This window comes from Vibrio sp. M260112 (assembly GCF_036533775.1).
Taxonomy (GTDB): domain Bacteria; phylum Pseudomonadota; class Gammaproteobacteria; order Enterobacterales; family Vibrionaceae; genus Vibrio.
Genome location: NZ_JATABH010000164.1, coordinates 1 through 1,035, shown reverse-complemented (window position 1 = coordinate 1,035; position 1,035 = coordinate 1). Strand labels below are relative to the sequence as shown.

The 1,035-nt window shown below is 50.8% G+C and carries 1 protein-coding gene; it reads right to left on the bottom strand.

Annotated elements, in window-relative coordinates; genetic code table 11:
- Positions 1–1,035, bottom strand: a 1,035-nt coding sequence (locus QTN95_RS20835; protein ID WP_331418877.1) for a type VI secretion system Vgr family protein, incomplete at both ends; no start/stop codon positions are given.

The following is a 1,035-nucleotide window of genomic DNA, read 5'->3' as shown; positions in this document are numbered from 1 at the left end:
GGCTTTCAAAGTCATTTCAGAGCCTGCTTCGATAACGACCTTCATACCGGCTTTGATGTGGAGTTCATTGCCAATTTCAAATGCATGCAACTGAGCGATTTTTTGATGCAGACTCCCTTCCACAATCGAGGTGGCATCTTGTTTGACCAGAGTGCGGCTTTCACCCTCCACGGTGAGGTTGTGGTGGTTTTTAATCTGCGTGAAGTGGTCGTTATCGATCGTGATATGTTGGTCACGCTTGACATGAGTGGTCATGTCATTCAGCACTATCGAGTCAAAATCCTTCTGCGCATGAAGATAGACTTGCTCTTGGTCTGCTTGGTCTTCAAAACTCAGTTCGTTAAAGCCTTGTCCTTGGTGGGTCTCACTGCGCAGGACGGTTTTGGTTTTGTTCTTGGGCAGAACATAAGGCGGCTTGTTGACCGCATGATAGGTGCGCCCCGTGATGATGGGCTGATCAGGGTCACCATTAAGAAATGAGACAATCACTTCGTGACCAATGCGAGGCAAAGCGACCATGCCGTATTGGCTGCCCGCCCAACCTTGAGAGACTCGCACCCAACACGAACGATGTTCAGGGTTTCTCTCTTCGCGATCCCAGTGGAAATGAACTTTCACGCGACCATGTTCGTCACAGAAGATTTCTTCTCCCTCAGGGCCGACGACCGTCGCGATCATTGGGCCGTCAACGGTTGGTTTGGTCTCGGGCTCCGCTTGCCAATTGAGATGAGCTGGGATGGCTTGCCATTGGTTGGCGTAAGTCGTCTTGCCTTGAGTGCCCTCTTCCTCGAGTGCTTGAGCCTGTTCGCCTTGGTGATTGACTTGAACCAGCAGCCAAGGGCGATTAAAGGATGTGTTGAGGTGGTCACTCAAGGTAAATTTATACCCTGAACGGAGCAAAAATTCGTTGCTTTTGCCTTTGGCTAACTGGGCGTTACGGCGCAGATAACTCAAGCGAGTGCGGGTGAAGGCGATGCCATTTGGGTCACCTTTATAGCGACCTGGCGCATCAAAGTGCACGTAAGTGGGTTGTTG